The sequence below is a fragment of the Brevibacterium spongiae genome, from assembly GCF_026168515.1.
Classification (GTDB): Bacteria; Actinomycetota; Actinomycetes; order Actinomycetales; family Brevibacteriaceae; genus Brevibacterium; species Brevibacterium spongiae.
Window position 1 is genome coordinate 4030200 of the sequence record NZ_CP093443.1, and the last position, 26157, is coordinate 4056356.

The 26157-nt window shown below is 65.0% G+C and carries 21 protein-coding genes; 16 read left to right on the forward strand and 5 right to left on the reverse strand.

Features of this window, described 5'->3' with window-relative positions; genetic code table 11:
• Positions 1-95 precede the first annotated feature (95 nt).
• The 6 genes from L1F31_RS18065 to L1F31_RS18090 all read left to right on the forward strand — a co-directional run bounded on the left by L1F31_RS18065 (position 96) and on the right by L1F31_RS18090 (position 7569).
• Complete coding sequence (locus L1F31_RS18065) at positions 96-1376, forward strand: pyridoxal phosphate-dependent aminotransferase (protein WP_265418604.1); 1281 nt, start codon at positions 96-98, stop codon at positions 1374-1376.
• Between the two features lie 78 nt (positions 1377-1454).
• Positions 1455-3353 carry a helix-turn-helix domain-containing protein gene (locus L1F31_RS18070; protein ID WP_265418605.1) on the forward strand — a complete coding sequence of 633 codons (1899 nt, stop codon included), beginning with the start codon at positions 1455-1457 and terminating at the stop codon, positions 3351-3353.
• Between the two features lie 156 nt (positions 3354-3509).
• Positions 3510-4784: a hydroxymethylglutaryl-CoA reductase, degradative gene (locus L1F31_RS18075; RefSeq protein ID WP_265418606.1), complete on the forward strand. Its 1275-nt coding sequence runs from the start codon at positions 3510-3512 to the stop codon at positions 4782-4784.
• A complete protein-coding gene (locus L1F31_RS18080) occupies positions 4781-5716 on the forward strand; it encodes a hydroxymethylglutaryl-CoA lyase (RefSeq protein WP_265418607.1) in 936 nt (311 codons plus the stop codon). Before L1F31_RS18075 ends, L1F31_RS18080 begins: the two co-directional genes overlap by 4 nt.
• A gap of 48 nt (positions 5717-5764) precedes the next feature.
• A complete protein-coding gene (locus tag L1F31_RS18085; RefSeq protein WP_157070503.1) occupies positions 5765-6187 on the forward strand; it encodes a hypothetical protein in 423 nt (140 codons plus the stop codon).
• Positions 6184-7569, forward strand: a complete 1386-nt coding sequence (locus L1F31_RS18090) for a tripartite tricarboxylate transporter permease (protein WP_127365151.1) — start codon at positions 6184-6186, stop codon at positions 7567-7569. Before L1F31_RS18085 ends, L1F31_RS18090 begins: the two co-directional genes overlap by 4 nt.
• Positions 7570-7635: 66 nt before the next feature.
• On the opposite strand, the gene L1F31_RS18095 is transcribed toward L1F31_RS18090, so the two are convergent.
• Positions 7636-8640, reverse strand: a complete 1005-nt coding sequence (locus L1F31_RS18095) for a LysR family transcriptional regulator (RefSeq protein ID WP_265418608.1) — start codon at positions 8638-8640, stop codon at positions 7636-7638.
• Between the two features lie 91 nt (positions 8641-8731).
• Here L1F31_RS18095 and L1F31_RS18100 point away from each other — a divergent pair, with 91 nt between their 5' ends.
• A complete protein-coding gene (locus L1F31_RS18100; RefSeq protein WP_346732470.1) occupies positions 8732-10276 on the forward strand; it encodes an aminotransferase class I/II-fold pyridoxal phosphate-dependent enzyme in 1545 nt (514 codons plus the stop codon).
• A 312-nt stretch (positions 10277-10588) separates the two neighbouring features.
• Entirely contained in the window at positions 10589-12127 is a 1539-nt protein-coding gene (locus tag L1F31_RS18105) for an MFS transporter (RefSeq protein WP_139909402.1), read from the forward strand.
• Positions 12128-12330: 203 nt separating this feature from the next.
• Here the strand turns inward: L1F31_RS18105 and L1F31_RS18110 are convergent, their stop codons facing one another.
• Entirely contained in the window at positions 12331-13077 is a 747-nt protein-coding gene (locus L1F31_RS18110) for a GntR family transcriptional regulator (RefSeq protein WP_265418609.1), read from the reverse strand.
• A gap of 151 nt (positions 13078-13228) precedes the next feature.
• Between L1F31_RS18110 and L1F31_RS18115 the strand changes: the two genes are divergently transcribed.
• Together L1F31_RS18115 and L1F31_RS18120 are read left to right on the forward strand one after the other, a co-directional pair.
• Complete coding sequence (locus tag L1F31_RS18115) at positions 13229-15382, forward strand: oxidoreductase (RefSeq protein WP_265418610.1); 2154 nt, start codon at positions 13229-13231, stop codon at positions 15380-15382.
• Between the two features lie 8 nt (positions 15383-15390).
• On the forward strand, positions 15391-16452 hold the full coding sequence (locus L1F31_RS18120) for a proline racemase family protein (protein ID WP_265418611.1): 1062 nt from the start codon (positions 15391-15393) through the stop codon (positions 16450-16452).
• Positions 16453-16469: 17 nt separating this feature from the next.
• Here the strand turns inward: L1F31_RS18120 and L1F31_RS18125 are convergent, their stop codons facing one another.
• A complete protein-coding gene (locus L1F31_RS18125) occupies positions 16470-17444 on the reverse strand; it encodes a quinone oxidoreductase family protein (protein WP_265418612.1) in 975 nt (324 codons plus the stop codon).
• A 45-nt stretch (positions 17445-17489) separates the two neighbouring features.
• On the opposite strand from L1F31_RS18125, the gene L1F31_RS18130 reads away from it, so the two are divergent.
• From L1F31_RS18130 to L1F31_RS18155, 6 genes are all read left to right on the forward strand, one after another.
• Complete coding sequence (locus tag L1F31_RS18130) at positions 17490-18170, forward strand: TetR/AcrR family transcriptional regulator (protein ID WP_265418613.1); 681 nt, start codon at positions 17490-17492, stop codon at positions 18168-18170.
• Positions 18171-18262: 92 nt separating this feature from the next.
• A complete protein-coding gene (locus L1F31_RS18135) occupies positions 18263-19201 on the forward strand; it encodes an ABC transporter permease (protein ID WP_265418614.1) in 939 nt (312 codons plus the stop codon).
• 11 nt (positions 19202-19212) lie between these two features.
• Positions 19213-20133 carry an ABC transporter permease gene (locus L1F31_RS18140; RefSeq protein WP_265418615.1) on the forward strand — a complete coding sequence of 307 codons (921 nt, stop codon included), beginning with the start codon at positions 19213-19215 and terminating at the stop codon, positions 20131-20133.
• Positions 20134-20135: 2 nt separating this feature from the next.
• On the forward strand, positions 20136-20951 hold the full coding sequence (locus tag L1F31_RS18145; protein WP_265418616.1) for an ABC transporter ATP-binding protein: 816 nt from the start codon (positions 20136-20138) through the stop codon (positions 20949-20951).
• Complete coding sequence (locus L1F31_RS18150) at positions 20948-21775, forward strand: ABC transporter ATP-binding protein (RefSeq protein WP_265418617.1); 828 nt, start codon at positions 20948-20950, stop codon at positions 21773-21775. Before L1F31_RS18145 ends, L1F31_RS18150 begins: the two co-directional genes overlap by 4 nt.
• On the forward strand, positions 21772-23316 hold the full coding sequence (locus L1F31_RS18155) for an ABC transporter substrate-binding protein (RefSeq protein WP_265418618.1): 1545 nt from the start codon (positions 21772-21774) through the stop codon (positions 23314-23316). The genes L1F31_RS18150 and L1F31_RS18155 overlap by 4 nt, the downstream gene beginning before the upstream one ends.
• Positions 23317-23324: 8 nt before the next feature.
• On the opposite strand, the gene L1F31_RS18160 is transcribed toward L1F31_RS18155, so the two are convergent.
• Positions 23325-24656: an FAD-binding oxidoreductase gene (locus L1F31_RS18160; protein ID WP_265418619.1), complete on the reverse strand. Its 1332-nt coding sequence runs from the start codon at positions 24654-24656 to the stop codon at positions 23325-23327.
• Positions 24653-26074, reverse strand: coding sequence for an aromatic ring-hydroxylating oxygenase subunit alpha (locus L1F31_RS18165; RefSeq protein ID WP_346732471.1), 1422 nt, complete (start codon positions 26072-26074; stop codon positions 24653-24655). Before L1F31_RS18165 ends, L1F31_RS18160 begins: the two co-directional genes overlap by 4 nt.
• Positions 26075-26157: the final 83 nt, after the last annotated feature.

Genomic DNA, 26157 nt, shown 5'->3' on the forward strand with positions numbered 1-26157 from the left:
AGGTCTGGGAAACGGGCCTCTGTTTGGTCAGTACCGCCTCGGCGGGGTCCTAGCGTGGATGTAGCAGCAGTCGTATGAAAGGTTTTTCGGTTCACATGTTCAGGCAGTCGTCGAAGTTGGCCAATGTCCTCTATGGCATCCGAGGACCCGTCCTCGAAGAGGCCCAGGCGATGGAAGCCGCCGGGCACACGATCCTCAAGCTCAACATCGGCAACCCTGCCCCCTTCGGCTTCGAAGCCCCCGAGGCGATCGTCCAGGACATCGCCGCGAACCTGCCCGTGACGCAGGGCTATTCCGACTCGCGGGGAATCCTCTCCGCCCGCCGCGCCGTCGTCCAGTACTACGAGACCCGCGGCATCCACAATCTCGGCACCGACGAGGTCTTCCTCGGCAACGGAGTCAGCGAACTCATCACCTTGAGCCTGCAGGCGCTGTGCAACCCGGAGGACGAGATCCTCGTCCCCGGGCCCGACTACCCGCTGTGGACCGCCTCGGTGGCGCTGTCCGGCGGCACCCCCGTCCACTACCGCTGCGCGGAAGAAGATGCGTGGCAGCCGGATTTGGACGACCTCGAGTCCCGGATCACCGAACGCACCCGCGGAATCGTCGTCATCAACCCGAACAACCCGACCGGAGCGGTGTACTCGAAGGAGACGCTGCAGAAGATCGCCGACATCGCCCGCCGCCACGGCCTCATCGTCTTCTCCGACGAGATCTACGAGAAGATCACCTACAACGGCGTCGAACTGGTCAATATGGCCACGCTCACCGGCGACGACGTTCTGTGCCTGACCTTCTCGGGTTTGTCGAAGGCCTACCGGGTCGCCGGCTATCGTTCCGGTTGGCTGGCGATCACCGGGCCGCTGGACGAAGCGCACAGCTACCTCGAGGGCATCAAACTGCTTGCGAATATGCGCATGTGCTCGAATGTTCCGGCCCAGCACGCTATCCAGGCGGCCCTGGGCGGAAAGCAGTCGATCGACGACCTCATCCTGCCGACGGGCCGCCTCGGCCACCAGATGCAGGTCGCCTACGAGGGGCTGAACTCGATCGACGGGGTCTCGGCCCACCGGGCCGACGGCGCGCTGTACATGTTCGCGAAGCTCGATGTCGAGAAGTTCGGCATCACCGATGACGAGCAGTTCGCCCTCGACCTGCTGCGCGAACAGAAGATCCTCGTCTCCCACGGCACGGCCTTCAACTGGCCCAAGCCCGATCATTTCCGACTCGTCACCCTGCCGTCGGTCGAGGTGCTCACCGAGGCGATCGAACGTCTCGACACGTTCCTCTCCGGTTACCGGCAGGTCGCTCCGACGACGTGTGAGCTGCCCATCGTGCGCGAACCCGCACGCGCCGGATCCGCAGCAGCCGGCTGACGGCGACGACCGCTCAGGTGCTGCGCCCGTCCGCCATCGGGTGCAGCGGAGAAGACGGAGCCCTGCGACACTGGTCTCATGACTGAGATCGAAGATGAATCGGGGACCGTGTCCGCGGCCGCCGTGGCCGAGATCGTCAGAGCTCTCACTCGCGGAGTCGATCTCGACCGCACGGCGCTGGCCCGCGGTCTCGAGCACCACCCCGACCTCATCGACTCCTTCTCCGATCTCTCTTCGACCATGACCCGGTGGAAGCAGAAGGATCGAGAGCGTTCGGCCCTGCTCGAAAGCGCCTCGGAGCTCATCCGTGTGCGAGACACCGAGAAGCTGCTGCAGAAGCTCGTCGACCGCGCCCAAACACTCATCGGATGCGATATCGCCTACCTCTCCCAGTACTATCCAGAGACCGACGACCTACGTGTTCAGGCAAGTCGCGGAGCGATCTCGGCGAATCTCAAAGAACTGCGAGTGCCTCCCGGCGTCGGACTGGCAGGACAGGTCGTGCGTGATCGCGCCGCACAGTGGACGTCGAACTACGATCTGACCCGACTGCCTCACGAAAGACGCGTCGACTCCGCGGTGAAGGCCGAGCGCATGGAATCACTCCTCGGAGTGCCGATGGTCGTCGACGGCGAAGTCCTCGGCGCACTCTTCGCGGCCAACCGCTATCCACATGACTTCACCACCGACGAGATCACCCTGCTGTCAGCTCTCGCAGACCACGCTTCCGTGGTGCTGAAGACGGCGCAGCTGATGGGAGACCTCGCAGAGGCGGCCCAAGCCTCCGCGGAAGCCGAGGAGACGGCAGCCGCGCAGGCCAGCACCCTCCAACGGCTCGTCGAGGTCGAGGAGCAGCTGACGCAGCTCGTCCTGCAGGGACAAGGAGTCCCCGCAGTTCTCGACGCCATCTCCAAATTGCTCCAGGCCGACGTGATCGTCGTCGACAGTGGACGCCTCGGCTCTCCGAACTTCCCCGCCGACGAGGAATTCTTCGACGGCATCGCGGTGGACAATGCTGACGTCCACGCGGCGCTGAGTCACAGCCGGGCGACGGGCCGAAGCGCACAGGTCGATGGAGCACAGCACCTGTATGTCGCCTCGGTGGCTTCCCACCGCCGACAGCACAGCGGACTGTTCGTCCGCTTCACCGACGAACCGGCGGACGGTGACGCGAACATCGTCGCTCAGGCGGCGCAGACGCTCGCGCTCATCCGAATGAACGAACAAGCCCGGGCCGATGCCGAGAACCGAGTCCGTGGAGAACTCGCAGTCGACATCATTGCCGGCACTCGTGATCTCAGTGAGCTCGAGGCCCGTTCCCGAATCGGCAGCTTCAGCCTCTCCGGACCCTGGAGACTGATGACGATTCAGGGCGACAGCGATAACGATGACCGCCTCGGCGCCCACCTGGTCCGCATCGAGCCGCGCATTCTCATGACGCAGCGATCCCCCGGGATCACGGTGCTCCTTCCCAGCGCCGTGTTCCGCGACAGGCCCACCCTGGACACCCTGTTCGAGGAGTCGGGCGCCCTCGACAGTTCGTTGGTGATCATCTCCGACACCGATTACGACCGGAAGCAGCTGCGCACCGCCGAGGACGAAATGTGGTCATGCATCCGCATTCTCAATTCCCTCGGCATCAGCGAAGGAATCTTTCCCACCGAGGACTTCGCACCCTATACCGCAATGTTCGGCACCGCGCCGGAGCAGGTGGAGAGATTCATGGAACGGATGCTCGGGCCGCTGCGCCGATGGGACCGAACCCATTCAGCCGAGCTGCTCTCGACGCTGCGGGAGTACTTCGAATCCGGCATGAACATCCGCAGCACCGCGACCCGAATGTCGGTGCATGTCAACACCGTCAAGCAACGCCTGGAGAGAGCCGATCTCGTACTCGGTCAGGGGTGGAGGGCACCGGAGCGGGCATTCCGCCTTCAGGTCGCTCTCCGTCTGGACAAGCTGAAGTCGTTCCTCTAGATCGCTCTCGCTATGTCCGGAAGAGCTATAGCTGAGAAGATTTCATGTCCGAAAGAGACATGGCAAGTTCGTGGATGCCTTGGTTGACTGATCTCTGCGGAGGAACTCCGACTGACAGCCGATGCCGGCCGAAGACGACCTGACTGGAGACTTACGATGGCAGAGAACAGCCGAATTGCCGACTTCAGAAACATGTCGGTCGATGACCGCAGGGAAGCCGTCGCGGCTTCGACCGGTCTCGACGCCGACCTGTTCAGCCAGATCGATGCGGATGCCTTCGGCCCCGAAGATGCCGCGAACCTCAGCGAGAACATCTTCGGAGTGTTCTCGCTTCCTCTCGGCGCAGCCACCAACTTCACGATCAACGGCACCGACGTCCTCGTTCCCATGGCGACCGAAGAGGCCTCCGTCATCGCCGCCGCCAGCAACGCAGCACGCATGGCACGTCCGCACGGCGGCTTCTTCACAAGTTCGACCGAGCCCATCATGCAGGCACAGATTCAACTCATCAACGTGGCGGATCCGCAGGCCGCTCGGATACGTGTCCTCGAACGGCAAGCCGAGATCATCGACCTGGCCAATGCGCAGGACCCCAAGCTCGTCGAGGTCGGCGGCGGAGTCAAGGGCCTCGAGGTCCGTCTCGTCGAAGCGCGGACGACCACGTACGTTCTCGTCCACCTCCTCGTCGATGTCCGAGACGCGATGGGGGCGAATGCGGTCAACACGATGGCTGAGGCGGTCTCCGGAGCCGTGGCAGCCATTGCCGGAGGCGACGCACTCCTGCGCATCCTCACCAACAAGGCGGACCGTCGACTGTCTCGGGCACGGGCAGTCTTCGACAGGGATCTGCTCGGCGGGAATGAGGTCATCGACAACATCCTCCATGCCTACGAACTCGCCGCAGCCGACCCCTATCGAGCGGCCACTCACAACAAAGGCATCATGAACGGCATCTCGGCGGTCGTTCTCGCAACGGGCAACGACACTCGGGCGGTCGAGGCCGGAGCGCATTCCCATGCGCTCGTCGACGGCCGATACTCTTCTCTCTCGACGTTTGAGAGGAATGCCGACGGCGACCTGGTCGGCACCCTCGAGATGCCCATGCCCGTCGGCCTCGTCGGGGGCGCCACCAAGGTCCATCCCGCCGCGCGCACTGCTCTGCAGATCGCCGAGGTGGCGACCGCACAGGATCTCGCCGAGATGATCGTCGCCGCCGGCTTGGCGCAGAACCTCGCGGCACTGCGAGTTCTCGCCACCGAGGGTGTGCAGCGCGGACACATGTCTCTGCATGCGAAGAACCTCGCTGCCTCTGCCGGAGCGAACGCCGAGGAGACCGCGATCATCGTGGACCGCCTCATCGAAGAGAAGGCATTCCGGTTCGACAGGGTCCAGTCCATCCTCGACGAACTCCGCTCCGGTGCATCGCGATGACGGCACAGCTCCCACAGCAGTTCGTGCCGTCGAACCTGCCGACCGAGGTCAGCGTCTGCGAAGTCAGCGCTCGAGATGGTCTGCAGTCGCAAGCACGCACACTTCCTGTCTCAACCCGGCTCGAACTGATCCGGCGGCTCTCCGAAGCCGGCCTGAAGACCATCGAAGCCGGAAGCTTCGTCTCTCCGCAGGCTGTTCCGCAGATGGCCGACACCCGATCGGTGCTCGCAGGGCTCGACCTGGACTCCGATATCGCGTTCCCCGTCCTCGTCCCGAACAGTCGGGGTCTCGATGATGCCGTCGCGGCGGGAGCGAAAGATGCCTCGGTCTTCATCAGCGTCACCGAATCGTTCTCGCAGGCCAACCTCGGCGGTCCACTTCAGCACACCACCGAACGCAGCCTCGAAGTGGCACACGCAGCGACTGCGGCGGGCATGCGGGTGCGCGGCTATCTGTCCATGGTCTTCGGGGATCCCTGGGAGGGCGCGGTCGACCCTGAGCACGTCGCGGCGGCTGCGCGCCGACTCGTCGATGCCGGCTGCCTGACGATCTCACTCGGCGATACCATCGGGACCGCAACGCCCGGTCATGTGACCGCGGTTCTTGATAGCCTGGTCGGCGCCGGGATTCCGATCGATCGGATCGCCCTGCACACCCACAACACCTATGGCCAGGCGCTTGCGAATGTCTATTCCGCGCTCCAAGCAGGTGTCAGTCAGTTCGACGCATCGGCGGGAGGGATCGGTGGCTGCCCCTTCGCTCGCACCGCCTCCGGAAATCTGGCCACTGAGGACCTCCTCTGGATGCTCCAGGGCCTGGGCATCTCGACCGGCGTCGACCTCGAAGCCGTGGCGACGGCCAGCCAGTGGCTGGGCGAGCAGCTCGACATCCCGCTTCCATCCGAAACGTCCTCGGCCGTCCTCGGCCGGTAGTTCCAACATTCACGTTCCCGACAGCCGTCGGCCGACAGAAGGCAGGCAATGATGCCGCAATTGCTCGAGGTGTGGAATGACACCGTCGACCCCAAACATCTCATCGGAGGAATAGCCATCGGAGTCGGGATCGCTGTCCCGGCCTACCTGATCTCAGATCAGTACTTTGCTTCCCGAGGCGACGAGACTCTGGGCCATTCCTATGCACTCCTCATCGGAATCGTCGGTTGCATCATCGGCGCGGTCATCACAGGAGTGCTGTTCAAGCCCAAGCGAGTCATCACTACATCCGATTCTGACACTCGAAATCGCCAGGAGATCCTCGACGAAATCGTCGAGGAATACGGGGACCTGGGCGACCCCCGCGAACTGCGTCCTGCGGTCCAAGAAGAGGTTCGGGCCCTCGGCCTCTTCGACGCGCTTGTCGAGAATCATGAGGCTCGCGCCCAGGAGAAGGGCGGGGAGAAGTGAGCGCAGAACTCATCGAACCCGTCCTGTGGGCAATTGGAATGGCGGTCCTTGCCGGAGTGCTCTTCACAGGGATCGGCCTGATCTCCGGCACAGACGAAACAGCCATCGTTGCACCGCTTGCGCTCTTGGTGATCCTTATTGGCGTTCCGCCCTCGGGCGTCATCGCATTCTTCCTTGCAGCGATCATTTCCAAACATATTTCCCACGCTGTGCCCACTACGCTTCTGGGCATACCAGGGGATACCACCGCCGTTCCCATGTTGCGCGAAGCTCAGCTTCTGCGCTCTTTGGGCGTCCCTCACATCGCTTTGCAGAAGGCGATCTCTGGTGGTGTCATATCGGTTGCGATAGCAGTTCCGCTGTCGATTGTCTTTGCTCTCGTACTCACGCCATTCGCTGATGCTATCGGTGCCGCCGCTCCGTGGATCTTCATCGCTGCCGCCGTCCTCGTCGCCTATACCTCAAAGGGAAAACTAGCCGCCGTTGCTGCGCTCATCCCCTTCGTTCTGCTCATCGTCGGACTCCAGGCCTTCATTATGGAACAGAAGGAAGCGACCTTTACGACGTCGTTCTTCTTGGGAATCGCCACCGGTCCGCTCATCTTCGACCTGTTCTCCGCAATGTCGCCTGTCGGCCGTCGGGCCATGCGTCAGGAAGGCAAGCGGGAGTTCAACCTTGCGCCTGATGTTCGACCGAGAGGCGACAGGAGACTGCTTAACCCGTTCAAGGCTCTGAGCGGCAAACAACTCGCCTACACCAGCGGATCGGCAGCGATCACCAGCGCAACTTTCGTGTTCTCACCCGTGGCCATGGCCGTGCTCATGGGCGAAGCCGTCGGCAGCCGAATCAAGAATGGCTATGAGCGACTGACGACTGTCATCACTGTCAGGAATGGAACAACGGAATCGACCTATATCGCCGAAACTCTTATTCCACTGATCGCCATCGGGCTGCCGCTTTCGCCGATGGCCGCCGGTCCGGCGGCACCCCTGTTCAATGCTCCGCCGGTCTATACTCTCGACGCGGAGGCGGGGACGACGAACAATCTCCACGACCTGCTCACGACGGGTCAGTTCGCACTCTTCTCCGTGATCGCAGCGGTCATCGCCGTCGCCATCGCCTACCCCTTCGTCATGACAAACGCCCACCGGGCGGCGACCTGGGTGATGCGATCGGTCTCCCACGAGGCGATCATCGCCGGATTCGCGGCCCTCATATGCGTCATCTGCCTCTACGAAGGCGGACTGCTGGCACTCGGTGTGACGATCACCGTCGGCCTCGTCGGCGGTCTATTCAACCGGATGATCGGCATGCACGCCGGCGTCCAGTTCATGGGCTACTACGTCGCCGTGCTCACCGTGCCCGCCATCCTCGCGCTGTGAGAAGGCGGCTCAACCCCCTGTAAAACCGCGGTGAGACCTCGACTCACCTAGCTCTGAGACCGAGCGTCACCGCCACTGCCGGGTGACCGTGCGGACGTCGGCGACCACCTCGGCGATGGCGGAGTTGTGCGCATCGACGATCGGATCGTGGCGGACGCGCAGCTGCGGCCGTGCCGCCCGGGAGACGAGCAGAACGTCACGGCGGCAGTCGCTGAGCGGCATCGGGATGACGGTGATGTCCGGGTCGGTCGACAGCGATGATTCGGGGATCATCGCCACCGCCAAACCGGCCGAGATCATCCGATTGATGGCCGCATAGTCATCCATCCGCATCCCCACGCGGGGTTCAAAGCCGGCAGACAGACAGAACGAGCGGACGACCTCGTCGATGGCATCACCCGGGTCGATGCTGAACGCCCAGGTCTGTGAGACCAGAGCCGTGAGGTCCGGCCGCCCGTGGTCGTCCACGCTGATCGGACCGATGGACTTCGGAACGCATAGGAACAGCCGCTCCGAATACAGGTGCGCGGCATTGAGCGTCGCCGGAATCCACGTTCGGTCGAGGTCGGTCGACACGAGCAGCGCGAGGTCGAGGTCCCCGGATTCGAGTCGGGAGACGAGCTTCGCATGCTCGTCCATCGTCACGTCCAGGGCCGCCGTGAGTACGTCGGTCCGGTCACCGGCAACCGCCTCATCTCGGGTCTGCCACCTGGGCCGAGCCTGCAGCTGATCATGCAGACGCGGGATGACGCGGGCTCCGACCGTCGGCACAGCCCCGATGCGCACTGGCACCGCTTGGGATTCCCGCCACAGCGCCACCTCGGCGCCGAGGCGCTGGCACAGACCGAGGATCTCCACGGCACGGGTCACAACGAGGCGGCCCACCGTCGTCGGCTGCGATCCGCGCGGAGTGCGATCGAGCAGAGTGGCACCCAGAGCGCGCTCGAGATTGCGCAGATGATGATTGACCGTCGGCTGGCTCCACTGCAGCTGAGCAGCGGCCGCGGCGACGGATCCGGTCTCGGCGACGGCCCGGAGAGCGGTGAGCCCGCGAGTATCGAGTGGTTCCATTGATCTCCTCCATCGAGTTCAATACTGACTATAGAACAAGGGAGGAAAGTTGCTATTCTCTCCTACCTGCTCGCCTCCTTAATCTGGACGCATGACCGTGCACCAGGACTCCCCCATGCCCCCGGCCCCGCACTCCTCCTCGGGGTCGCCGATGCATCCCGCCCTCACGCAGTCCCGCGCGCCCTACGCCGAAGCCCTGGCGCACGCGGCCGACCGCAATTCGCTGTTCCTGTCCACCCCCGGACACGGAGGCACGACCGAAGGCATCTCCGCAGTTCAGGCCGAATTCTTCGGCGAGCACACCCTCTCCCTGGACATCCCCCCGCTCTTCGACGGCATCGACCTCGGCGTCGATACCCCGAAGGACGAGGCCCTGCGCCTGGCCGCCGAAGCCTGGGGCGCCCGCCGCACCTGGTTCCTCACCAACGGCTCATCGCAGGGCAACCGCATGGCCGCACTCGCCGTCGGCACCCTCGGCTCCGGCGTGGTCACCCAGCGCAGCGCCCATTCGAGCTTCATCGACGGCATCGTGCTGGCCGGACTCAACCCCGGCTTCGTCTGCCCCAACGTCGACGAGGTCAACGGCATCGCCCACGGCGTCACCCCCGACGCCCTGCGCCAGGCCATCCGCAACCACCCCGAACCGGTGACCGCCGTCTACCTCGTGACCCCGAGCTACTTCGGCGCTGTCGCCGACGTCGAAGCCCTCGCCGAGGCGGCCCACGAAGCGGGTGCGGCACTGATCATCGACGCCGCCTGGGGTGCCCACTTCGGCTTCCACCCGGATCTGCCGGCTTCCCCTGTCACCCAGGGCGCCGACATCGTCATCATGAGCACGCACAAGCTCGCGGGCTCGCTCACTCAGTCCGCGCTGCTCCACCTCGGCGACACCGAATTCGCCGATCGCCTCGAACCGGCACTGGCACGCGCGTTCATGATGACCGCCTCGACGAGCGAGAACGCACACCTCATGGCCTCGATCGATCTGGCCCGCCGCGCACTCATGACCTCGACCGAGGCGATCACGGATTCGCTGGACAACATCCGCCACATCCGTGCGCAGATCGAGGCCACCGATCGCTATCATCTGCTGTCCGGCGAATTCCTCGGCCATGCCGACGTCGTCGACATCGACCCGTTCCGCCTGCCCATCGACATCACCGCCACCGGCCTCGACGGCCACACGGTGCGCAAGCGCCTGGCCGAGGAGTTCGACATCTTCCCCGAAATGTCGACGGCGACCACCCTCGTCGCGCTCATCGGCATCGGAAAATCCCCGGATATCGGCCGCCTCATCGACGCCTTGGAGACCCTGCGCCTCGAAACCGCAGACTCCGCCACGGAGACGAGCCCGGCAGTTGCCCTCCCACCCCTGCCCACGGCCGGGCGACTGGCGATGACCCCGCGTGAGGCCTACTTCGCCGATTCCGAACTCGTCACCGCCGCCGAGGCGGTCGGACGGGTGAGCGTGAACTCGCTGGCCGCGTACCCGCCCGGGATCCCCAATGTCCTGCCCGGCGAGGAGATCACCGCCGAAATCGTCGACTTCCTCCAGGCCGTGGCGGCAAGCCCGTCCGGTCACGTCCGCGGTGCTGTCGACCCCGGACTCGAGACCTATCGCGTCGTCAGGAACTGATCTTCGCGCAGTCACCATCCACCCCGTGTCCGCCGGTCGCTGCCGACAACGTCACTGGACAAGTGCCACTGCGAATTAGGCAACATCTTTCTTGCGTATTTTCTGGACCACTGGACGAATTTCAACGAAGGCAACTACCCTCGGGCGCATTCGGCGTGAACTGTGTCACAATTTTTATTGACACTCCCTGAGTACCAAGCAAGGATGTTCTGCATTGTCGAAATCCGACAGCAACTGCCGCGCAGAGTTCGCACCATTCCGGCGACTCGGCCCTGCAACTTGCCTAGCAGCAGCTGAAACGAGGAACCACTGATGTCAGAAGGCCACGACAGACCCGCGCAGAAAGACAAGAAGCCGACCCGCAAGGAACGGCGTGCAATAAAGAAACAGAAGCGGTTCGAGGCCGATGACTGCATCGTCGTCGAAACCAAATCGATCCGCACCGCCATCGGCGGCACCACAGTCGGCAACTTCATGGAATGGTTCGACTTCGGCGTCTACGGCTACCTGGCCGTGACGATGACCTCCGTCTTCACCGAAGGCATGGACCGACAGATGGGTCTGCTCGTGACCCTCCTCGGCTTCGCCGTGTCCTTCCTCGTCCGCCCGCTCGGTGGCATGGTGCTCGGACCGCTGGGCGACAAGATCGGCCGCCAGAAGGTCCTGTTCTTCACGATGGCCACGATGGCCACCGCCACCGCCCTCATCGGCGTCCTGCCCACCGCGGCCCAGGTCGGCCTGTGGGTGATCGTCCCCCTCTACCTGCTCAAGATGATCCAGGGCTTCTCCACCGGCGGCGAGTACGCCGGTGCCACCACCTATGTCTCGGAGTTCGCTCCGGACAAGTCCCGCGGCTACTGGGCCTCCTGGCTCGATGTCGGCTCTTACCTGGGCTTCGCCGCCGGTGCCGGAACCGTGGCTCTCACGACCGTGATCACCACGTCCATCAACGGCGAGAACGCCATGCTCGACGGCGGCTGGAGGATCCCGTTCCTCATCGCCATCCCGCTCGGCGCCGTCGCCATCTGGTTCCGTCTGAAGATCCCGGAGACCCCGAGCTTCGAATCGAGCGAGGAAGCCGGCCGCGACGTCAAGGTCAAGGACGACAAGTACGCCCGCCACGGCCTCATCGGCGTCATCCGTCACTTCTGGAAAGAGATCCTCATCGGCATCGCCGTCGTCGCAGGCTCCCAGACGGTCGGCTACGCGCTGACGAGCTTCATGCCCACCTACCTGGAGGAGACCGTCAAGGTCTCGAATGTCCAGGCGGCCGTGGCCACGATCCCGGTCCTCGTCGTCATGTCGCTGTGCCTGCCGCTCATCGGCAAACTCTCCGACAAGATGGGCCGCAAGTTCGTCTTCCTGGCAGCAGCCATCATGACGATCGTCCTCATCGTTCCCGCGTTCGCCGTCATGCAGATCGGTGAGATGTGGGCAGTGATGGTCGCTCTGTTCATGGTCGCCCTGCCCGCCGGGTTCTACATCGCCTGCCTGGCCTCGACCCTGCCGGCGCTGTTCCCGACCGCGTCGCGCTACGGTGCGATGGGCCTGACGTTCAACCTCGGCGTCTCTCTGTTCGGCGGCACCACGCCGCTGTTCGCCCAGGCGCTCATCGATGTCACCGGCAACTCGTACATGCCCGCGTTCTACATCATGTTCTTCTCGGTCGTCGCACTCGTCGCCGTGCTGCTCATGAAGGAATCGGCGCACCGACCGCTGCCGGGCTCGTTCCCGACGGTGAACACCCACGAGGAGGCCGAGGAGCTGGCTCGCACTCAGGCCGACAACCCGGATATGGACATCGAGTCCATGCCGATCGTCGACATCGACCCCGACAAGGCACCCGCCTGATCGAGGTGAGAACCTGATCGACTGCGATACCTGATCGAGTGAAACGACGCTGGGCCGTCCTGTTTCGGGGCGGCCCAGCGTCGTTTCGTCGTTTCTCGGCTCGCACTACAGCCGATTGAGACAACCAGCCCACTCTGAGCTGAGCAGCCCATGTTCGAAACTGGGCTACTCAGCCGAAACTGGGCCGTTCTGACAGTGACGAATCAGCCTTCGCCGTCGGCTGTGGCCGGGACGCGTTTGAAGAAGTAGAGGTTCGACGTGACGAGGTCGGCCGCCTCGGCGGCGTCCCCGGACTCGATGAGGTCGACGATCCTCGGCAGCTCGCGAGCGGAATCGACCGCGATGGCCCCGATCTGATCCTGGTGCCGGTAGAGGCGTGACTGATCGCGCAGGCGCAGACTGATCGCGGCGGCACGCCCGCCGAGGCCGTGCTCGAGCAGAGCCTCATGGAACCTGCGGTCCTGCGTATAGAACTCGGCGAATTCGCCGGCCTCGGCCGCGTCCACGGTCGCCTCGGCGAGTTCGCGCAGTCGGTCGATCGCCTCGCATTTGGTCGCTGCCTTGCCGGTCTCGGTCACCGACCCGTCAGTCACCGCCTGCACGCCGTCAGCTCTCAGGCCGCGACCGACGATGTCATCGCTGCCGGCCTCTGCCAGACTGCGGGCGGCGGGGACAGCGAGAAGAACGCGGATGGCGATGATCTCCTCGAGGTCCGCCTCAGTGATGGTGACCAGACGGAAGCCGCGATTGGGCACGGCCTCGACGGTCCCTTCGGTGACGAGCGCCATCATCGCCTCGCGCACCGGGCTGAGTGAGATGCCGAGCTGCTTGGCCAGGCCCGCTGCCGAATAGATGCGATCCTCGGCGAGCTCACCTGAGGTGATGGCATCGCGGATGATGCCCAGTGCCTGCTCGCGCAGCGATTCGGCCTGCGGTCTCACTCGCTCCATCGCACACTCCCCTTCGAATCGTGGTCGGCGACTATTGACAGCATAACCGCGAGATCGCACCATTGAACTAAGTAGTCGGTAACCGATTACCCACCCGGACTCCCCACGGAGTCGAACCCACAGTGACGTTCCTGCAATGAAGGAGGAACCCATGACCGCCGACCCCGCATCCGGCACACCCGCACCGAACACGTCTGCGCCCGGCACGTCCGCCGATCCGCTGCTCCAGCCCTTCGAGCTCGGCAGACTCACGCTGCGCAACCGCATCGTTTCGACGTCGCATGAGCCCGCGTACACCGAACTCGGCATGCCGAAGGACCGGTACCGGCTCTATCACCGGGAGAAGGCGCGCGGCGGCGTCGGGCTGACGATGATCGGCGGCTCGGCCATCGTGTCCAAGGACTCGCCCGCCGCGTTCGGCAACATCGACCTGTCCACCGACGAGGTGGTGCCGTGGCTGTCCGCGATCGCCGGCGACTGCCACGACGAAGGTGCTGCGATCATGATCCAGGCGACCCATCTGGGGCACCGGTCCTCGAACTTCGCCGGGGACTGGCTGCCGCTGGTCTCGGCGTCGAGGACCCGGGAGGCCGCGCACCGGTCGTTCACGAAGGCCCTCGAGGACTTCGACATGGACCGCATCGTCGCCGACTTCGCAGCTGCCGCCGAACGCGTCGCCGCCGCCGGATTCGACGGCCTGGAGATCATGCACGCCGGACACCTGCTCGACTCCTTCCTCGCCCCGTGGCTCAATGACCGCGACGATGAGTTCTCCGGCGAGCTGGAGAACCTCATCAGGTTCCCCATGCGCATCATCGACGCCGTGCGCGCCGCCGTCCCGGACGACTTCGTCCTCGGCATCCGCATGGCCGTCGACGAACGCCGCGACGACGGCATGGACGAAGAGAAGGCCACCGAGATCCTGCGGACCTACACCGATCACGGCATCGACTTCCTCAACCTCAACGTCGGGATGATCAATTCGGACCGTCAGCTCGCCGAGGCGATCCCCGGCATGGGCACCCCCTCGGCGCCCTGGCTCGAGACCTGCCGCCGCATCCGTGAGGCCATCGACATCCCCGTCCTCCACGCCGCGCGCATCTCCGATGCCGCGACCGCCCGGTTCGCGATCGCCGACGGCTGCCTCGACCTCGTCGGGATGACCCGCGCACAGCTGGCCGACCCGCATCTGGCCCGCAAGGTCGCCGAAGGACGCGAGGACGACATCCGCCCCTGTGTGGGCGCGAACATGTGCCTCGACTCGATCTACACCTCCGGTTCGGCCACCTGCATCCACAATCCCGCCACCGGCCGGGAGGCTGACCTGCCTCAGGAAGTCCCCCACAACGTCGAGTCAGGACCCAAACACGTCGTCATCATCGGCGCCGGTCCCGCCGGACTCGAAGCCGCCCGGGTCGCCGCCGTGCGCGGGCACCGGGTGACCCTGCTCGAGGCCGAGGACGCTCCCGGTGGGCAGGTCCGCATCGCCGCCCGCTCGCAGCGCCGCCGCGACCTCATCGGCATCATCGACTGGCGCGTCCAACAGTGCAAGAAGCACGGGGTTGACCTCCGCCTGAACACCTTCGCCGAGGCGGAGGACATCATTGCGCTCGACCCCGACGTCGTCATCGTCGCCACCGGAGGGGTCCCCGATGCCGGGTATCCCTTCCGTGAGCAGGGACCGAGTTTCGACGTCTGGGATGTCATGGACGACCGGCTGAAGTCCAAGCAGCGGGTGCTCGTCTTCGACGACCACGGGTTCTACCCGGCCCTCGACGCCGTCGAGCGCTTGGCTCGCGGCGGCCAGCAGGTCACCTACGTCAGCCCCGAACGCACCATCGGCATCGATGTGGGGTCGATGAATTCTCCGGCCTACCTGCAGGTGTTCTCCGAATTCGGAGTCGAGGTCCGCCTCGGCGAACGTCTGAGCCAGAAGCCGCGGATCGAGGGGAAGGAGATCGTGGCGAGCCTGCGCAACGACTATTCGGATCGGGAGACCGAGATCGTCACCGATGCCGTGGTCGTCGATTTCGGGACGACGCCCAACGATGAGGTCTACTTCGAGCTCAGACAGCAGTCGTCCAATCACGGAGCGACCGACCTCGAGGCGTGGGTGCGCGGACGACCGCAGCCGGACGCCGACGGGTCTGCGTCGGCGGGCACGTCCGAATCGTCGCCCGATATCGGTTCATCCGGCACCGAGGCGGGGCCGAAGTTCGCGCTCTACCGCATCGGTGACGCCGTCGCCTCCCGCAATGTGCATGCCGCCGTGCTGGAAGGACTGAGAGTGGGAATGGGGCTGTGAGGGAGACGGTGGAAACCATCTGCACAAGCGTCGATTTCCATACTGCAGGCGAACCGTTCCGAATCGTGCCCGAGCCTCCGGTCGACATTCCCGGCACAAGCGTGGCCGAGCGGCGGCAGCTGGCCATGCCGGGTTCGCCGGTCGATGATCTGCGCCGGCTGCTGTGCTTCGAACCGCGCGGTCATGCTGACATGTACGGCGGCTTCATCACCGCCCCCGATGACGACGGAGCCGATTTCGGGGTGCTGTTCTGGCACAAGGACGGCTTCTCCACAGCCTGCGGTCACGGAACGATGGCGCTCGGCGCATGGGCAGTGTCCTCCGGAATGGTTCCGGTCGATCCATCCGAGACCACCGAGGTCACGATCGACGTGCCCTCGGGCCGAGTGCGTGCGCAGGTGCACACTGATGCGCAGGGGCGGGCCGCCTCGGTGGATTTCGTCAATGTGCCCAGCCGCCTCATCACTGCGGGGATCACTGTGGATACGAGCCGGGGTTCGGTGTCGGTCGATCTCGCGTGGGGCGGGGCGATCTACGCGCTCGTCGACACGGCACTGCTCGGCGGGACACCGCTCGGCGGCTCGGGTGCGGACAGCGGAGGTGCCGATGGGTACCGAGGTGCGGTCCTGCCGGAGAATCTCACCGAACTCATCGGACTCGGGCGTGAGGTCAAGGCAGGTCTGGTCGACCATCCGGACACCGTCCACCCCGAGGATGCACGCCTCTCCGGGGTGTACGGCACGATCTTCGTCGACCGGCTGGGGACTCTGCCAGGCGGTGAGCTGCATCAGCGCAATGTCACGATCTTTGCCGATGGTCAGGTCGACCGCTCCCCCTGCGGTTCGGGGACGGCGGCCAGGGTGGCAGCCCTGCATGCCACGGGAGAGCTCGGAGCGGGACAGACTCTGGTCCACGAGTCGATCGTCGGCACCAGGTTCCGGGCAAGAGTGCTCGAAGAGACTGCTGACGGCGTCGTCCCGGTCGTGACCGGCAGCGCGAACCGCGTGGCCACCTCGACGTTCGAGATCGACCCACTCGATGACCTCGTGCCCGGATTCGTGCTGCGGTGAGCTCGGGTCCTTCTCAATCAGTGCTGGAGGATGACCTTTCCGGTCGTCGCCCGGGACTCGAGCGCGCTGAAGGCGGCGGCCACCTCGGTGATGGGGAAACGATCACCGATGTGGACGGTGAGGTCTCCCCCGCGGATCCAGCCGAAGATCTCGTCCGTGCGTGAGCGCAGCTCAGCCGGGGTGCGCACATGGTCAACGACCGTCGGTCGGGTGAGGAAGAGAGACCCGGAAGCGCTGAGGGTGTTGACATCGACTGCCGGGACGGGACCGCTGGCATTGCCGACGACCACAACCGTGCCGCGGGTCCGCAGTGCCTTGAGATCGTCGTCGAACGTTGTCGCGCCGACGCCGTCGAAGATTACGGCTGCTCCTTCACCATCGGTGACGTCGAGGACTCCTGCAGCGAAGTCGTCGTAGCCGAAGACATGCGCGGCACCGTTGGCACGGGCGATCTCAGCCTTCTCTGCGGTCGAGGTCGTACCGATCACGGTGGCTCCCTTGAGCGCGGCGATCTGGGTGAGCATCTGCCCGAGCCCTCCTGCCGCGGCGTGGATGACCACGACGTCGCCGGCAGAGATCGGGAAGGTGCTGGTGGTCAGGTAGTGGGCGGTGATGCCCTGCATGAGTGCCGCCACAGCGGTCTCGTCATCGATGTCATCCGGCAGCGGCACTGCCTTGTCGGCATTGACCAGCGCGGTCGCAGAGAAGCTCCCCTGACCTCCGGTCATCCAGCCGACGCGATCGCCGAGTGAGAAGCCGTCGACTCCCTCGCCCACTGCGGTGACAGTGCCGACTCCTTCGACACCGGGAGCGAACGGCGCCTTCACCGGAGTTCCGCCTCGGCGTTGGGCGACGTCGAGGAAGTTCACCCCGGCCAGAGCCAGTCTCACCTGCAGCTGTCCCTCGGCCGGCGCAGCAGCTGCGGCGTCGGTGTCAGCGGCGACCACGTACTTTTCGGGTCCCCCGTGTTCGTTGACGATGATCGATGTCATTGCTGCCTCCTCGAAGTCGAATCCGATCCGGACTATAGTCCGTATATGGCAGACATTACCGGACCGCAGTCCGTTTCTGGAAGAGGGGCCGAGAAGTTTCTCCCCCTGGCTCCCTCGCAGGCACCTCTGCGCGCCGATGCGCTGCGCAATCGACGCAAGATCCTCGATGCCGCGACCGCGCTCCTCGCCGAGAAAGGAGTGGACGGGCTGACGATGGACGAGCTGGCCAGGCGCGCAGGGGTTGGCAAGGGCACTCTCTACCGCAACTTCACGGACAAGCCCGGCATCGCCTCGGCACTGCTCGACGACCGAGTCAGGGACATGCACGCGAGAATGCTGCAGGGGCCGCCCCCTCTGGGCCCCGGAGCCTCGGGAGGCGAGCGCTTGAAGGCCTTCGTCGATGCCTACCTCAACCACATCGCGCGCAACCTCGATCTCGTCCTGCTCACCGAAAGCAGCTCTCCCAAGGGCCGGTTCGACCGGGAAGGCTACCCGTTCTGGCGGCGCCACGTGGAGATCCTCATCACCGAGATGTGGACGCTCGCGGAACCCGATTCGTCAGACGCGAACGCGCCCGAGCGTGAACTTATCCGGACCCGTGCCGAGGCGGTCATGGCGGTTCTCTCCGCCGCTCAGCTCGATCAGTGGCTCCACAGACAAGGCCGCACACTCGACGAGCTCATCCCGCAGATTCAGACGATCGTCACCGCGATCGCCGCAGGGTAGAGCCCGACACGCCGCTTCCCGGACCACACAGACAACCCACGTTGCGAATAGAATGACAGATGTAATCCAGGTCACACTTCGAGGGAGCGCGCGTGGGCAAGTACATCCTCCGGCGTGTGCTGCTGATGATCCCGATCGTCCTCGGTGTCGCCACTCTGTCCTTCATCCTCATGAAGCTCGCACCCGGGGACCCCGCCGCCGCATATCTCGGCGACAAAGCCACCCCGGAGAACGTCGCCCAGCTCCGTCATGCCTGGGGCCTCGACGAGCCGATGATCATTCAGTACTTCCAGTTCCTCGGCGGACTCCTCGTCGGTGACTTCGGGCAGTCGTTCATCTTCCAGACCTCGGTGGTCGAACTGCTGAAGCTGCGCATGCCGGCGACGCTGCTGCTCATGCTCGTCTCCCTGGTCTTCGCTGTCGTCATCTCCGTCCCGCTGTCCCTGTGGGTGGCCGCGACACGATCAGCCACCTCGGCGATCGTCTCCAGGGTCTTCGCCGCCACGGTCCAGGGCATGCCGGCATTCTTCGTCGGTACGCTGCTCATCCTCGTTCTCGGGGTGAGTCTGGGGATCTTCCCGGTCGGCGGCTACGGCAGCAGCTTCGGCGAACACCTCTACTCCCTCGTCCTGCCCGGCCTCGCGGTGGCACTGACGATCTGCCCCGTGCTCATCCGCAGCCTCACGGCTGCACTGAACGAATCGATGTCGGCCGAATACTCGAACTTCGCCCTGTCGAAGGGGCTGAGCAGGAAAAGAACCGTCATCGACTACGCGTTCCGCAACGCCGGGATCACGGGCATCTCGATCCTCGGCATTCAGGTCGGCCACCTCGTCGGGGGTGCCCTCGTCGTCGAGAACGTCTTCGCGATACCCGGCGTCGGATCACTCCTCATGGAGGCCGTCCTTGCTCGCGACTACGACGTCGTGCAGGCCCTGACGGTGATCTTCGGTGTGCTCGTCGTCCTCGTCTACCTGCTCACCGACATCGTCTACAGCCTCGTCGATCCGCGCGTGCGGTTGGGGGCATGATGACCGAGCCGATGACCTCCCCAGCACCCGGCGGACCCGGCGGCAAGCCCCCTCGGACCCGCGGCGGCACCGCCTCCCGTGCGACGCCGACCGCGCGATTCACCCTGCCCCTGCCGGCGTTCCTGCGCAGGCACAATCTGCAGCTGTGGATCGGTGCGGTCATCCTCGGGGCGATGGTGCTTCTGCTCGCCATCGGACCGCTCTTCGTCACCGATGACCCCAACCGGCAGGACCTGCTCAACACCTTCGCCCCGTCGTCGCTCGCACATCCTCTGGGCACGGATCAGCTCGGGCGCGACGTCCTCTCCCGGTTCCTCCATGGCGGGCGCATCGATCTCTTCGTCGCCGTCGTCGCCGTCATCGTACCCTTCCTCCTCGGCACCATCCTCGGTTCGCTGGCCGGCTACTTCGGCCGGTGGGTCGACATCGTCGTCATGCGCCTGGCCGACATCGTCTCGGCCTTCCCGTTCTACGTCCTCGTCATCGTGCTCGTCTTCGTCATGGGCAACGGCATGGGCAGCATCTTCGTCGCCATCAGCGCCGTGTCCTGGGTGGCCTACGCCCGCATCGTGCGTGGTGAAGTGCTCGTCCTGAGAGAGCAGGAATTCATCTCCGCCTGCCGAGCCTCCGGCCTGAGCACACCACGGATCCTCGCCCGCCACGTCATCCCCAACACCGTCAGCCAGGGCATCATCTACGCGATGAGCGACATCGTCCTCAACATCGGAGTCGTCGTGACGCTGAGCTACTTCGGCATGGGCATCGTCCCGCCGACGGCCGACTGGGGGCAGATGATGAATGACGGTCAGCAGTACATGGGCACCGGCAACTACGGACTCATCCTGTGGCCGGGCTTCGCCGTCGTCATCGTCTCCTTCGCCTTGGCGCTCATCGGCGACGGCCTGACGAACACACTGAAGCCGAAGAGGTGACCATGCCGATTCTCGAAGTGGACTCGCTCACCGTCGACATCGACGGAGAAGCCGGTCGGCGCCGGATCCTCGACGACGTGTCCATCAGCCTCGAAGCCGGTGAGCCGATGGGACTCGTCGGCGAATCGGGATCGGGCAAGTCGATGACCCTGCGCAGCATCCTCGGGATGCTGCCGCCCGGCGCCACTGTCGTCGACGGGGAGATCCGCTTCCAGGGACGCAACATCCTCTCCTCCGGACCGGGCGGGAGGTTCGACCAGCGCATCCGCGGCACCGGCATCTCCATGGTGTTCCAGGAACCGGCCATCGCCCTCAACCCGGTGCTGAAGGTGGGGCGGCAGATCACCGATGCCATCGCCGAACGCAGAGGACTGTCGAAGAAGCAGGCGCACGACCTCGCCGTCGAACTCTTGGACCGAGTCGGCATCGCCGACCCCGACCGGCGAGCCTCGAACTACCCGTTCCAGCTCTCCGGAGGCATGCGCCAGCGCGTGATGATCGCGGCTGCGCTGGCTCAGGAACCACAGGTCCTGCTCTGTGACGAACCGACGACCGCGCTCGACGTGACGATTCAGGCCCAGGTGCTCGACCTCTTCCGCAGCATGCAGCAGGACGAGGGGCTCGGCCTGCTCTACGTCACCCATGATCTCGCGGTCGTCGCTCAACTGTGCTCGAGCATCAGCGTGATGAAGGACGGACGGATCATCGAACGCGGTGAGCTGCAGAAGATCTTCGACGATCCGCAGGAGGAGTACACGCGCCGCCTGCTCGCCGCGACCCCGCGCATCGATGACACCGTCGCCGAGGAGACCCGATGACCGAGACCGAGACTCAGGCTTCGCCCGCACCAGCACTCGGACTGCACGCCGAGAACGTCACCGTCACCTTCGGCCATGGCGACCGGGCCTTCACTGCCGTCGACTCCGCCGATCTGCACGTGCGACCCGGCGAGATCGTCGGGCTGGTCGGCGAGTCGGGATCGGGAAAGTCGACGCTGTCACGCGTCATCTGCGGACTCCAGCGCGACTACGACGGAAAGGTGAGCATCGACGGCCGGGAGTTCGCGCAGAAGCGCACGAGCGCCCAATGGCGTGTCGTACAGATGGTCTTCCAGGATCCTTTCGCCTCCCTCGATCCCCGTTATACGGTTCGGGCGACCCTCGTCGAGGTGATCCGCCATCACCGTCTCGCCTCTGGGGCCGCACTGCGGGACCGGTGCCGGCAGCTCATGGAGATGGTGCGTCTGCCCGAGGAATTCCTCGACCGCACACCGACCGCCATGTCGGGCGGGCAGAGGCAGCGGGTGGCGATTGCCCGAGCACTGGCCGTCGAACCCAACGTCATCGTCGCCGACGAGGCGGTCTCCGCGCTCGATGTCAGCGTTCAGGCGGAGATCGTCGCACTCTTCGCCCGACTGCGCGAGGAGCTCGATCTGTCGATCCTCTTCATCTCCCATGATCTGGCCGTCGTCAAGAAGCTGTGCGAGAGGATCTACGTCATCCACCACGGCCGCCTCGTCGAGGAGAACACCACCGAGGCGATCTTCGCCTCCCCGCGCGACGACTACACGAAGACTCTGCTGGAGGCGATCCCCAGCTTCGACAGCGCCTACCTCGATCGGATTCGAGGAGGAGAACGATGATGCGCACACGCTTCGGCGCAATGACTGCCGCGCTCTGCGCCTGCCTACTCGTCCTCGCCGGGTGCGGCTCGGGCGGTGAGAAGACTGTACGGCCCGGAGGCGATCTCGTCTTCGCTCGCGCCGCCGATGCCACCACTCTCCTGCCCCCGACGACGACCCAGAACGAAGACATCTGGACGCTGCAGCAGGTGTATGAGACTCTCACGCTCAACAAACCCGATGGGACCGGAGTCGAACCGGGTCTGGCCACGGACTGGGAGGAGTCGGAGGACAAGCTGTCGTGGACGTTCCATCTGCGCGAAGGGGTCAAGTTCCACAGCGGCAAGGAGCTCGACGCCGACGACGTCGTCTTTTCGCTCAACTATGCCCGCGATCAAGAGGATGAGAACAACCTCTGGGCGGCCGAATTCGACCCGATCAAAGACGTGAAGAAAGTTGATGACAGCACTGTGCGCATCGACCTGTCACAACCGTGGGGTCCATTGCCGAGCTATATGGCGCTGTTCGCCGCGTCGATCTATCCCGACGACTTCGGAGGCCACGATGCCGAGTACATGGCCGCGCATGCCGACGGCACGGGACCGTTCAAGGTCGATAAGTGGAACAAGGGGCAGAGCCTCAAACTCGTGAAGAACCCGGACTATTGGGAGAAGGGCGTCCCCTCGCTGGATTCCGTGACGTTCAATGTCGTCAGCGAGGACAACACGCGCCGCCTGCAGCTGCTCGGTGGGCAGGCCGACATCAATCAGGAACCGGCACCGTTGAGTATGAGTCAGCTCTCCCGCTCCCAGGACATCAACGCCCAGGCGTTCACTTCGACGAAGATCCTCTACTTCAACCTCAACAACAAGGAGAAGGGCCTCGACGACCCCAAGCTGCGGCGCGCGATGTCCTACGCCATCGACCGGGAGTCCATCGTCGAGGTGGTCTACGCCGGATACGCCGAACCCGCCACTTCATTCATCTCCCCCGGTCTCTCCGGACACTCGGACGACGTCGACAGCAGCCAGTTCGATATGGAGAAGGCCAAGCAGCTGGTCAAGGAGTCCGATCACCCCGACGGCATCGACATCACGATCCAGATTCCGTCGGGAGTGCCCGATCGTGAGCTTCTCGCCCAGATCGCTCAGCAGGCCTGGCAGGACATCGGCCTGCGCGTTCGCGTCCAGAAGCTCGACGACGCGACGCTGACGACGAATCGGACGAACGGTGACTTCCAAGTCCAGGTCAGCTATGCGACCTCGGACGTCTCCGACACTTCGCAGATGATCAACTTCCTCGCCATCACCGACGACTCCGGAATCCGATCAGGGTACGCGAATCCCCAGGTGGAGAAGTGGGCGGAGGAAGCCGTGGCAGAGGAGGATCCGGACAAGCAGAACGAACTGTATGCCGAGATCCAACAGAAGGTCGCCGACGAAGCCCCGATCGTCCCGATTGCCTACCAGAAGGCGCTGTACGGGATGAGCAGAGACGTCGTGGACTTCCAGCCCTACGTCCTCGGCACCTACGGGCTGAAGGAGACGAAGCTCAAGCACTGAGCCGCTGCTCAGCGTTCGACGACGAGGTCGGTCAGCGGGGTCGAGCAGCAGGGCAGGAACATTCCGGCGGCGATCTCCTTCGGTCGGATCCCTCCGGCGTGCTTCATCTCGACCTCACCGCTGACGAGGACGGACTTGCAGGTTCCGCAGGCACCTTCCGAGCAGGACGAGGGCATCGACAGACCCGCATCCAGAGCAGAGTCGAGGACTGTCGTGGACTCATCGCAGTCGACCACGCGCCCGGAGACCGTGAACTCGACCGAATGGCACACACCCGTGACTCCGGCGACGCCTCCCGCGGCCTCGGCCCTCGCCTCGGCCCTGGCCAACCGGTCGGCAGGTGAGGTCGCGAAGACGAATGATTCCTCATGCGTCCGAGCCTGCGGCACTCCCGCCTCGGCGAGCAGGGGACGCACCGCGTCCATATAGGGGCCCGGCCCGCACACGAAGGTCTCGCGGTCGGCCGCGTCGGGGACCGCCTCGGCGAGGGTGTCCGCATCGATCCGCCCGCGCCGACCCGCCCACGTCTCCGACTCCCCGTCGCGGGAGCAGAGGATGGTGACGCTGACCCCGGCGACTTCGGCGAGCTGTTCGAGCTCGGCGCGGAAGATGATGTCGACCGGCGTCGAGGCGCTGTGGACGAAGGCGATGTCGGTGCCGTACCCGCCCTGCCGGGCCAGCAGGCTGCGCACCATCGCCATGATCGGGGTGATTCCGGAGCCGGCGGAGAGGAAGAGGTGACGTTCGGCCTGGTGGAAGTTGGTGCTGAAGAGCCCGTAGGGCCCGTCGACGTGGAGATGATCGCCGACCTGCACGAAGTCGTGCAGGTGGGTCGACACCGCTCCCCCGGCCACGCGCTTGACCGTGATGGTGAAGATGTTCGTGCCGAAGGGCGCCGAGGAGATCGAGTAGCAGCGCTCGAGTCCGAGCTCGGGGATGCGCATCGTCACGTACTGGCCAGGAGCGAAGTCGACGACGGACATCCATCCGGCTCGCAGCTCGAAGGTCTTCACGTCGCGGGTGACCTGGGTGATGCCGGTGACCTCGACGGGGCCGGTGAGCAGTTCCGGGTCGAGCGGCGTCTCCGCCACAACGGCCAGTTGGCCCGTCTGAGCAGGCGGTTCGACCGGGGTGATCGCGGCCGGGTGAGCGGGTACGGGGCCAGAAGCTGCAGGAGCGATCGGGGCCGCCTGTGCAGGCCAGTCGGCCCACGTCCGCCCGGTCTTCGCGGGCACACGGAAGGTCGCCTTGCTCAGGGGCATCGCAGTGTCTGGGTTCCCGGCCGCTGATGCTGCCGCACCGGCACGCTGAGAAGTGAATGTCGAGTGACGATACCTCATGATGAACTCGCCTCCGTCCGTGTTTCATTCGCCCGAGCCCCGGCTGCCTGCGACCCGGTGGGTCGCACCCCGGTCGACCACGCGCGGCTCACCAGTGCGTCCCGATGGGCCTTGAGCCGCTCGATGTACCAGGTGACGAAGTCGTCGACCTGCGATTCGGTCGGTGCGTAGGGGCCGGGCTCATATGCCGGTGACGAGATCCCCAGGTGCCCGCGCTCGCAGAAGGTCGCGTCCTGTTCGTTCGTCTTGATCCACACCGTCGTGAGATTGTCGAGGTCGTAGTCGACGCCCTCTTCCGCATCGGCATGGACGAGCCAGGTCGTGCGCACGAGCGTCTTGTCCTCGGCGAGCGGCAGCAGGCTGAACGTCACCACGTGGTCGCCCATCGCGTGGAACCACATGTTCGGCTGCACGTGCAGCGAGGCCCGGCCGAGGACGAAGGTGTCCAAGTCGCCCAACAGCTTCGCCGAGGCGGCCGATCCGTCCATCGTGTACGACTCACCCTGCCCGTCGAGGGCTGCCCGTTCGATCCGAAATCCGGTGGGACGTCCGCTGAGTTCCTCGACGAGCGCGTAGGGCAGGCCGTTGCGGTCGCAATTGGCGTGCAGCTGCGCCTCGGCGTCGAGGAACCGCTGGTAGGCAGGCTGCAGTCGCTTGGGGATCTCTTCGGGCTCGTACCCGTAGGTGGGGAAGAACGTGCAGGTCAGCTCCGGGTGCCCGGCCTCGCAGTGATAGCACTCGCGGTTGTTCTCCATGACGAGCTTCCAGTTCGAGTCCTCGATGAGGTCGACCTGCGCGGCGACCTTCGTCCCGGCGATGTCGTGCCCCCTCAGATAGGGCTCGACGACCGCGGCCACCTCATCGATGTCGTCCGGCGGGTTCGGGCTGAGGCAGATGAAGATCAGCCCGCCGATGACGCGGACGTTGACCGAGCGCAGGGAGAAGCAGGTCCGGTCGAAGCCAGGGGCCTGGACTCCCGCGGAGATGAGTTCGCCGGCCGGGGTGTAGGTCCACTGGTGGTATCCGCACACGATGTTGCCCACCGATCCGGACAGGTCGTTGAGCAGCCGGGTGCCGCGGTGGCGGCAGACATTGTGATGGGCGCGGATCTCGTCATCGTCGTCGCGGATGACGATGACTGAGTAGGTGCCGATGTCGATCGTGAGGTAGTCGCCGGCCTCGGGCACCTCAGCGGTCGAGGCGACGAAGATCCATGTCGAGGCGAAGATCGCCTCGACATCGCGAGCGAAGAACTCGGGACTGATGTAGAAGGGCGCCGCCAGCGAGTATCCGGGCACCCTCTCGTCGATGAGCCGATCGATGTCGGTCCGCCCGTGCCCACCCGATCCGGCCGCACCATGGCTGCTCGCGCTGGAATCGATTCTCTTCTGCTCTGGTGCCAGAGTCAATTCGTCCACCACCTCATCGTGATCGTGTCGGCCGCTTCTCTGACCGGACGCTGAGCCCGCGGCGACCTCGGAGTTCGTGCTCCTGCCCCCAG